Source organism: Sphingobacterium sp. BS-2 (assembly GCF_046161205.1).
GTDB lineage: Bacteria > Bacteroidota > Bacteroidia > Sphingobacteriales > Sphingobacteriaceae > Sphingobacterium > Sphingobacterium mizutaii.
Genome location: NZ_JBIXGO010000003.1, coordinates 23,513 through 32,884 on the forward strand (window position 1 = coordinate 23,513; position 9,372 = coordinate 32,884).

The 9,372-nt window shown below is 37.3% G+C and carries 8 protein-coding genes and 2 tRNA genes; 7 read left to right on the forward strand and 3 right to left on the reverse strand.

Features of this window, described 5'->3' with window-relative positions:
• Positions 1-106 precede the first annotated feature (106 nt).
• A complete protein-coding gene (gene xerD, locus ACK2WI_RS00785) occupies positions 107-1,000 on the forward strand; it encodes a site-specific tyrosine recombinase XerD (protein WP_409149282.1) in 894 nt (297 codons plus the stop codon).
• Positions 1,001-1,126: 126 nt separating this feature from the next.
• On the opposite strand, the gene ACK2WI_RS00790 is transcribed toward xerD, so the two are convergent.
• Complete coding sequence (locus tag ACK2WI_RS00790; protein ID WP_409149284.1) at positions 1,127-1,279, reverse strand: hypothetical protein; 153 nt, start codon at positions 1,277-1,279, stop codon at positions 1,127-1,129.
• Between the two features lie 178 nt (positions 1,280-1,457).
• Here ACK2WI_RS00790 and ACK2WI_RS00795 point away from each other — a divergent pair, with 178 nt between their 5' ends.
• The 4 genes from ACK2WI_RS00795 to ACK2WI_RS00810 all read left to right on the forward strand — a co-directional run bounded on the left by ACK2WI_RS00795 (position 1,458) and on the right by ACK2WI_RS00810 (position 5,721).
• The gene (locus ACK2WI_RS00795) at positions 1,458-3,767 is read left to right on the forward strand and encodes a TonB-dependent receptor (RefSeq protein WP_409149286.1); all 2,310 of its coding nucleotides are present in this window, start codon (positions 1,458-1,460) and stop codon (positions 3,765-3,767) included.
• An 11-nt stretch (positions 3,768-3,778) separates the two neighbouring features.
• Entirely contained in the window at positions 3,779-4,411 is a 633-nt protein-coding gene (locus ACK2WI_RS00800) for a hypothetical protein (RefSeq protein ID WP_409149288.1), read from the forward strand.
• Between the two features lie 89 nt (positions 4,412-4,500).
• Positions 4,501-4,572, forward strand: a tRNA-Arg gene (locus tag ACK2WI_RS00805).
• A gap of 777 nt (positions 4,573-5,349) precedes the next feature.
• Positions 5,350-5,721, forward strand: coding sequence for a hypothetical protein (locus tag ACK2WI_RS00810; RefSeq protein ID WP_312698372.1), 372 nt, complete (start codon positions 5,350-5,352; stop codon positions 5,719-5,721).
• Positions 5,722-6,085: 364 nt separating this feature from the next.
• Here the strand turns inward: ACK2WI_RS00810 and ACK2WI_RS00815 are convergent, their stop codons facing one another.
• On the reverse strand, positions 6,086-6,526 hold the full coding sequence (locus tag ACK2WI_RS00815) for a hypothetical protein (RefSeq protein WP_409149290.1): 441 nt from the start codon (positions 6,524-6,526) through the stop codon (positions 6,086-6,088).
• 1,095 nt (positions 6,527-7,621) lie between these two features.
• Positions 7,622-7,695 (reverse strand) — tRNA-Ile (locus ACK2WI_RS00820).
• 86 nt (positions 7,696-7,781) lie between these two features.
• Here ACK2WI_RS00820 and ACK2WI_RS00825 point away from each other — a divergent pair.
• Complete coding sequence (locus ACK2WI_RS00825; RefSeq protein WP_409149292.1) at positions 7,782-8,414, forward strand: HAD family hydrolase; 633 nt, start codon at positions 7,782-7,784, stop codon at positions 8,412-8,414.
• A gap of 82 nt (positions 8,415-8,496) precedes the next feature.
• Positions 8,497-8,688, forward strand: coding sequence for a 30S ribosomal protein S21 (gene rpsU, locus ACK2WI_RS00830; protein WP_093097788.1), 192 nt, complete (start codon positions 8,497-8,499; stop codon positions 8,686-8,688).
• Positions 8,689-9,372: the final 684 nt, after the last annotated feature.

Sequence of the window (9,372 nt, forward strand, 5' to 3'; positions counted from 1 at the left end):
TACTAGAATGGTTACTAAATTATATTTGGAAAGCAATCTACAATAAATTTATTTAGCTTTAAAACAAATCTTATATTCAAACTATAGAATTATATTTTTTTAACAAATGGATTGGGAACTGACTAAAAGGGATTTTAAGCGATATTTATTATTGGAAAGAGGATTGAGTGACAATAGTATTGCTGCCTATTTAAATGATGTCCAAAAACTCCAAAGTTTTGCCGAGTTACAACAAATTGAACTGAGGCAATTCCAAACCCAGCACATCCAGCAATTCCTGCAATGGATCAATGAATTCGCCGTATCCGAATTTACCCAAGCCAGGCTTCTATCTGGGATCAAGACCTTTTTTGGCTTCCTTCAGATTGAACATGGCTTCTCAAACAATCCCGCAGAATTGATCGAGTCCCCTCGCCTTTCCAGAAAGATCCCTGCTGTTCTCAGTATCCAAGAAATCGATCAACTCATTGCCGCTATCGATCTGTCATCGCCTGAAGGCATGCGAAACAAAACCATCCTCGAAATCTTGTACGGTTGTGGCTTGCGGGTCTCTGAACTTTGTAATCTCAAAATATCCAATCTTTTCCTGGACGTTGAATTCATCAAAGTGGAGGGAAAAGGGAATAAAGAAAGGCTGATCCCCATTGGGCAGCAAGCTATCAAGTTTCTCAAGATATATTTAGAAGAAATCCGTGTCCATCAAGTTATCAAACCGGGTAAAGAAGATTATGTATTCTTAAATCGCCGTGGCGCACCATTGTCCCGTGTCATGATTTATTTGATCATTAAAGACCTAGCGAATAAGATTGGATTGAGCAAGGAAATCAGTCCGCATACCTTTCGTCACAGTTTTGCTTCCCACCTTGTGGAAGGAGGTGCCGATCTTAGGGCCGTACAGGATATGCTTGGCCATGAGAGCATTACAACTACCGAAATCTATACACACATCGACAAAGAATACCTGCAAAGTGTAATTACCCAGTTCCACCCCAGATCATAATGCAACAAAGTTTAATTTAATTTGCAACAGCATTGCATTTACATTATCTTTGCACTGTGATTAGATTATTGAGGTCGTATAAACAGGTAATATCATCCTTATGGATTGGCATCATGTTCCTTTCCATTAGCCTGATTGTTTTGCACCGCCATGATCACAGCCATGAAAACCAAGATTCCTGCGAACTAAACCATAAGCATCAACACGATCACTCGCATGCAGAGGACTGTCATTATTGTTTTCTTTTCTTTCAGCAAGGTATACAGGTTGAAACCCCATTCCATTGGGAATCAAATCCGAAAGGTTTTCTATTAAATACGATTCAAAGCATCTTAGTCTTTGAAGCTCCGATTTTGGAACCCAAATCCAGCAAAAGCCTTCGGGCTCCCCCTTATGCGTATTATACCCCAAACGTGTAATATATAGCATTTAATACCATTTTTTTACCACAACATACATGTTGAAATATGCATGGACCGTGCTCATCCTATTTTTATTGAATAGCGCTGTGGCACAGGCCCAATCCAATCAATACATAAAAGGTATGGTCATGGATGAGAACGATCAGCCGATATTTGCAGCAAATATCAGTATCGATAACTCAGACATCAGTACCTCATCCGATATCCATGGAAACTTTAAGATTAAAGTGGGCCAAGGGCATCAACACCTTACGCTAAAAGTTACTGCCCTAGGCTACGAAACCTTTGAACAACCTGTTCATGTGGATTCCGATATTGTTCTGAAAATCAAATTGAAAAGCTTCACCGAGAAAATCGATGCTGTACAAGTTTCTGCACAAGTTGAAGAACAACGAGCAGCTGTAAGAGCGAAGCTTGATAAAGAACAGATCGAAGAAAGCAAGGGTAAGTTAGCCGCTGAAGTCTTTTCTCAGCTGTCGGGTGTTTCCATTCTAAATTCTGGCCATTCCGTGGCAAAACCGGTCATTCATGGTTTGCATTCCAACCGGATCATTCTCTTGAACAACGGAGTGAAACAGGAAGGACAGCAATGGGGAATGGAACATGCTCCAGAAATGGATCCCTTTACGGCAGATGAATTTGAAGTCATCAAAGGTGCGCAGGCTGTACGCTATGGCGCTGATGCATTAGGTGGCGTATTGATCGCGAAAGCACAGCAAATCGACCCTAGCAAATTCCAAGGAAGAGCCGACCTTATTGCCCAATCAAATGGCCGGGGTGGAACGGCAAACCTTCAGTTGCAAGGTGGCATCAAATCCATCGAAGGTTTAGCTTGGAAGATTCAAGGTTCAGGTAAAAAACTTGGCGATAGCAGGACGCCGGATTATGTATTGGGAAATACAGGTGTTGAAGAGATCAACATCTCTGGAACAGTACAATACCGCAAGGAAAACAATTTCTTAGAAGCCTATTACAGCAGATTTTCAACCGAACTAGGGGTATTTTATGGTGCCCATATAGGAAGTATCGAAGATATCTATGCACGGATAGAAAATGGAGAACCATTTGAAAAATACGATTTCAGCTATAAGATCAATGCACCTAAGCAAGATGTAACCCATCAATTAGGGAAGTTAAAATATCAATATAAACTGAATAACGGACTTCAACTGGAGGCTCAATATGCATTTCAGCAGAACCATCGCAAGGAATTTGATATGCGTAGAGCGGTTGCAGACAATATTCCCATGTCAGATATGGTATTGACCACACAACAACTCGAAGTGATGCTAAAGGCGAAATCCCATAGTTTTGGGATCGATCTAGGTAACCAGGTAAACAATAATACCGCCGGAACAGGCACCACTCCTATCATCCCTAACTTCGATAACTATTCCCTAGGCATATTCGGGATCCATCAATTCCAATTCGACCAATGGCTCTTGGAAGCAGGCTGGCGCTACGACTATCGGTATTTCGACGCAGCAGGATATCGTAATAAATATACCGATAAAGAACAGTCAGTCCCTCAGCAATATTTGTTGGAGGATACGCGAAGCTTCCATAACTTCTCTGGATCCCTTGCTGCAGCGTACAACATCAATCCTACTTGGCAATACAAAAGCAGCATTGGTCTTGCTTGGCGTGCTCCTACTGCAAACGAACTGTACAGCGATGGTGTCCACCATGGTGCCGGCATCTATGAAATCGGAAACTTGGACCTCAAAGCTGAACAAGGTCTAAAATGGGTGCATTCCATATCCCATAAATCTGAAACCTTGGCATTGACCGCAGATATCTTTGGACAATACATCCATAACTATATCTACGCAGCTCCAAATCCAGACTCGGTGCGCCAGACCATCCGCGGGACCTTTCCTGTATTTAGCTACGGACAGGACAAAGCATTATTCTATGGAGCAGACCTGCAATTGCAATGGAAGTTTCTGCCTAACCTACAATACACGCTGCAGGCTAGCCTAGTGAGGGCCAAAAACATCAGTACAGACACTTACTTGCCCTATATCCCATCAGACAGGATGCAGAATGCCATACAATGGTACTATGCCGGTCCTGAAAAAGGATATATCAAGATAAGCCATGAGTTTGTAGCCAAACAGAATAGGTACACAGCAGGCACGGATTATGTTGCCCCACCGGCTGCATACCATTTGTTTCATGCATATATTACACATCCACTAACTATTAATAAGCAACAGCTCCAACTTTCCTTGGCGGTTGAAAATATTTTCAACACAAGCTACAAAGACTATATGGACCGATTTAGGTACTATGCTCACCGCCCAGGAAGGAATTTTATTCTATCACTTAACTATAAATTCTAAAAAATCACATCATGAAATCAAACATCTTTATTTTATTCATATTAGCTTCTTTCTTCACTTTCCAATCTTGTTCTAAAGACGACCCTACTCCAGAAATCGACCAAGAAGAAGTGAGTGCAGCGACTTTGACCTTTACCGAAGTGGAAGCTGAAAAACACGATGACCATTACCACTACCATGAAATCGCTAATCCTGAAATCGAAAAAGTGGAGTTTACTGGCGAGAAATTCCTTCCACCAGTTGGTGCTCATGTTCATTTGGAAGTTGGAAAATCTTACAAATTCGAACTAATGGTCAAAGATTTTGCTGGTCGTGAAAGCCAACAAACCTTTATTGACCGTGCCGACCAGCATTTTGCATTCCTTTTAGGTGCACCTGCAGGTACCCTTGCAGCTGAATACAGCGACAAGACAGCCGATGGTAAAGCTGCTAACGTTGGTGTTACAGGATATATCACAGTTTTGAAAGCTTCAGACAGCTTTACATTCCGCTATTTGATGCGCCACTTAAACCCTGGTGTAAAGAATACGATCAATCCTAAAACTGATATCTTCAATCCAGATTTCAACAAATTCGGTGGTGCGAACGACCTAGATCTTAAAGTGGAATTCCACCTTGTAGCAGAAGGCCACGAAGGACATTAATACATTGAGACGCTCAAAATCAATAGCTTGCTAAAATCAGCAGGCTATTGTTGTATAAAACCCATAAAAAGTATTATTTTTGGCGAGCCGCCTCCGTAGTTCAATGGATAGAATGTTAGATTCCGGTTCTGATGATGTAGGTTCGATTCCTACCGGAGGTACTGAAAAAAGCCGCTTAAAGCGGCTTTTTTAGTATTTAGTAGAAAGTATTTAGTATTTAGACCTAGAGCGGAAACTCCAAATGACTCAATAAAGTTATACTAAACTAATTCAGAGTATTTAAAAATAGACTTATCTCCAAGCTATGTTAAATAGATAAATTATTTATTGTTTCCCAATCCTTTTACCTCTCAGTAATACCAATGGTTTAAATGGTAGAAATTAAGATGATTATCAAATTCTATGAATTTGATTTATTGCTGCGTTGTATTTCAACATTCTTTCATTGATGTACATATCAAAGTAATCTTCTAGACTTTCTTTGATTAGGAATAAATCAACTATATCAAAAAGAATAATAATAGATTTTACTTTAATATAAATAAGATAAATAATTAATAAATAATATAATACTTTGATATTGCTATATCCAAGTGTCCAACGTGTCCAACTATTTTATCACTTTTTCGAGTTTATTACAATTACATATAATAACAATTCCACCTCAGCTTTTTTCTAAGAATATTCATTAATCCAAATAAACAAAATACAATTAATTGTGTTTTATGTTTTATTAATTATAGGTTACAATACATTTGCCATGAAGGTGTTTTTTATTTATTTTTACTTAAATTGCATTATTGACGACTGCAAATCTAAACAGTTGTTGGATCATCATTCACAAACACAACAGTAGATGTAAATATCGATGCTTCAAATTATTATGTTGAAATAACTTTTCGAACTACTGACACTAATGGAGGAACCGCAAATTGGACATGCTATTAAAATTTAAAAAATATATTTCCGTTGTTTGTTGTTCTATAATAATTATTGCATGCAATAATCATAATAGGAATTTTAAATATGTACAAACAATTCCAGATTCCCTAAGAACTGAGGAAGAAAAGATTATTGCACACAAATTAATTGAAGTTTTAGTGCAAGACATATATGTTCAAGATAATAAAATTGCTTTAAAAGCTTCAAAATCAGACTTTAAATCCAAAGGAATTCCATTAGAATATTTTAATAAATTAAAAGACGATATTAAAATTACCAACAAATATCTGAATTCAAACAAGGTAAATAATATGCAAGAGTTAGTAGATTCTTTAAAATCCAATTTAAAGAGTGAATTAGAAAAGTAGTTTCAAAAAACTCATGAAAAAATAGGGATCATTAAAAATTGATCCCTATTTTGTTTAATAGCAAATTCTGGATTGAAAAAATTTCCCGACGGCTAAATTCCCAGTTAACCATTTCCAGTATATAGCCTTTTTTGTCTGTTCGGATAATGAACACCGATCATATCTCATTAAATATTTTTGTGAAATGAATGCCAATGGCATTCGAGACATTTTTCATTACATAGGATTTGAAAGCGGCCTCCTTGCTTGTCCAAATATTCTTGATTTCATCCAAGTACATGGTATAGGTATAATTATCTCACTTTTTGCTACCATGGTTTAGATCTTGAGTGGCAACTAAAATACTATTAACAATCTTGTAAGATCAAGAAATATCGATTCCCTTTTTTTGAGCTTCGTCTAAGACCCAATTGTCTATTCTATAATTTTCAGGATCCACATCATTCTCTAAAAGACTAAAAAACAAATGGTCGGTACCCTCCAATTTTGAGAAATATTCTTGTTTAATAACCGAATTGTTTTCAATTTCATGTTTTGTAAGTGCTTCTTTCAACGGAGCATAATCATATTTCTTATCGTCATTCGTTATGTGAAATATGGAAATAGACTGAAAATCTAAGACAGGCTTTTTCTCATTGTTTAAATGAAAGTTTTTAATCCAATAAAAAATAAGAACCCAATCAATATCATTCAATTTCTTTATGTCAAATTGAAAACGGTTAGCGACCAAGACTATATCCTCCCCTTCTACATTTAAAAAATGATCCTTTTTACAGACCAGATTTTCTATTAGATTTATTTTCATAGTGAATCAAGGTTATATATTCCCCACTTTTGGGGTTTTGGTTAAGATTCATATAAATATAAAGAAAAACAATCTTGAAATTATTTTAGTAGTAATTTAGTAGAAAGTATTTAGTATTTAGACTCCTGGCAAAACAAAACCTTTTTAATAAACTATAAAAAGACGGTAAATAAAACCTTATGATTTACCTTGTAGCCTTAATTCTGACCTTATTCGAGACATATTTTGAAATTTCGCAACACAAGCAATGGTATCCCAATACTATCCTCGAATCATTCTCGAACATGCCTCGAATAAAACCCCTATTATAATTCCAAAATTTGGGTTAAAAAAACATGTTTTTTTTAATCATTATAAAGGCAGATTCATCTTATTTTTAAAAATAAAATGAATCTATGGCGAGAATATTCTCCAAAAGCATGAGGTATAAAAATAGGACCTATTTGGTCCTACAGGTCTAAAAACAAAATGCTCTAATCCAAAACCCCTAGCGGGGGTGACATCTTTGTAGAATGTTGTAGCGTCCAAGGGATAACCCACAGCGTGGGTGAAATATTTTTCTGCAAATCTTTCTAAAGAAAATAGTTTCCTCATCTTACGATTACGGAATGACACCGACCCTTAAAAATATAAAAAAATAGATTCTTCGCTGCGCTCTGAATCTCTCTCAGGAATATCCATTTCTGAACGGAAAGTGAAGAATCTGTACGAGAATGCCTCTACCTGCTGTCATTATCCATCGAAGATGGATGACCTGTTCGCTAATTCAATCAATGTTTGTATAGTTCCGAGAACCTTCGTGCCTCAGGTTGACACCGGAAAAGGAAAGCATTTATGCGACATACTGCCCTAGAAGGGCAGAATTATTTTAGCAATGGTTTCGAACAATATAGGTCTAATGCAAAAAGATGTTCGATTAATCGAACATCTTTTTGCGCTATCTCTAGGCTAACCTGACATGTTAGCTAAAATAATGGAATCCCCATGAGGTCTTATATCAAAAATTTAAAAGCTAATTTATGCGTTCGCTAATTTACGCTTGCTTAGTTCCATCAAAAAACCCTCAACCATTTAATGGTGAGGGAGTTCGTTCTGTGCGCCCACCTGGGCTCGAACCAGGGACCAAAAGATTATGAGTCTTCTACTCTAACCGACTGAGCTATAGGCGCAGTTTTTGTGCTGTTAAAATGGGTATAGGATACCCGTTTTGACGATGCAATTATCGATATTTGAGACGAGAAAACAAAATTTTTATATGCAAAAAGTTAAAAATGTTATTCTGGATTATGGAAATGTAATCTTTATGATTGACTTTCCTAAAGTGCGTCAAGCCTTTATGGATTTAGGGATAAAAAACGTAGATGAATTTTTTGGACATCAAGGTCAGGACTCTTTGTTTGATGCTTTTGACAAAGGTGAGATTTCTGTTCCGGAGTTTAGGGATGGCGTCCGTAAAAAGGCCGATCGATACGATCTAAGCGATGAACAGATAGATACTGCATGGAATTCCTTGTTGCTTGGTGTGCCAGAAGGAAAGCATGAAATCTTGGAGAATCTAAGGGAAAATTACCGTACTTTCCTTTGTAGCAATAATAATGAATTGCACTATGCTTATTGCATGAACCACATCCAGGAGAAATATGGCGTCCCTAGCAATGATGTGTTTTTTGAACGGACATATTATTCCCATTTAGAGGGATTACGCAAGCCAGATGCCGCAATTTTTGAACGTGTATTGGAGCAGAATAATCTAATTCCTGAAGAATCGCTGTTTATCGATGACAGTCCGCAACATTTGGAAGGAGCCAAAAAGCTTGGTATCCAGACTGTTCTGTGCAGCGCAGAGAGGCCATTGGAGCAGATTGTTGCTGACTTGAAATTATATTAGAATTACCTTGCGTAATGTCATTGCTTTACTTATCTTTGCAGACCAAGAATTTTCACGACGGAAGGAGGTATACAAAAAAGCTATGATTATTGTAAATGTAAAAGAAGGAGAATCTCTAGATAGAGCATTAAAACGTTTCAAGAAGAAATTCGAGAAGACTGGTGTTTTAAGAGAATTACGTTCGCGTCAAGCTTATGAGAAAAAATCTGTTGCTCGTCGTATCCAAGTTAAGAAGGCTATTTATAAGCAATCTTTAAATCAAGATAATGCGTAATGATATAAAAAAGCTGCTCAAGGGCAGCTTTTTTTATTGTATATAGTGTAGGGTTTTCCAGCAAACATCCCCTTTGCATTAGCCTAAAATAATGCTGCCCTAAAATAATTCAATCCTAAAATAATGCTGCCCCTCTCGGGCAGTAAATCGCAAAAATTGCTTTCTTTTTCCGGTGTCAACCTGAGGCACGAAGGTTCTCGGAACTATACAAAAAATGATTGAATTGGCGTACAGGTTCTCCATCTTCGATGGAAAATGACAAGATCAGAGTGGATACATACGTACAGAATCTTCAAATTCGTTCAGAATTGGATATTCCTGAGAGGGATTCAGAGCACAGCGAAGAATCTATTTTTTATTTTTTTTTTAGGGATTGTTGTCATCGAATCGTAAGAAGAACAATCTATTTCAAATGAGGTGTGGATTTTCCGAGACCCTTCGGGGAACCCTACCAATGAAGTTAGGTAGAACTGTATTTCTAGGTATTTAGACCCATATTTATTTTCTTGATGAATATCTCTTTAGGAAACCTACTGCCCTAGAAGGGCAGTATTATTTTAGCAATGATATCGAACAATATAGGGTTAATGCAAAAACGATGTTCGATTAATCGAACATCGTTTTTGCGCGACTTCCAGGCTAACGTGCCATGCCAGCTAAAATAATGGAACCCCAAAAGGGGTT

Coding starts and splice junctions, on each gene's coding strand:
- ACK2WI_RS00810 (WP_312698372.1), top strand. CDS start 5,350: ATGCTATTAAAATTTAAAAAATATATTTCCGTTGTTTGTTGTTCTATA.
- ACK2WI_RS00800 (WP_409149288.1), top strand. CDS start 3,779: ATGAAATCAAACATCTTTATTTTATTCATATTAGCTTCTTTCTTCACT.
- ACK2WI_RS00815 (WP_409149290.1), bottom strand. CDS start 6,526: ATGAAAATAAATCTAATAGAAAATCTGGTCTGTAAAAAGGATCATTTT.
- ACK2WI_RS00790 (WP_409149284.1), bottom strand. CDS start 1,279: ATGGGGTTTCAACCTGTATACCTTGCTGAAAGAAAAGAAAACAATAAT.
- ACK2WI_RS00825 (WP_409149292.1), top strand. CDS start 7,782: ATGCAAAAAGTTAAAAATGTTATTCTGGATTATGGAAATGTAATCTTT.
- ACK2WI_RS00795 (WP_409149286.1), top strand. CDS start 1,458: ATGTTGAAATATGCATGGACCGTGCTCATCCTATTTTTATTGAATAGC.
- xerD (WP_409149282.1), top strand. CDS start 107: ATGGATTGGGAACTGACTAAAAGGGATTTTAAGCGATATTTATTATTG.
- rpsU (WP_093097788.1), top strand. CDS start 8,497: ATGATTATTGTAAATGTAAAAGAAGGAGAATCTCTAGATAGAGCATTA.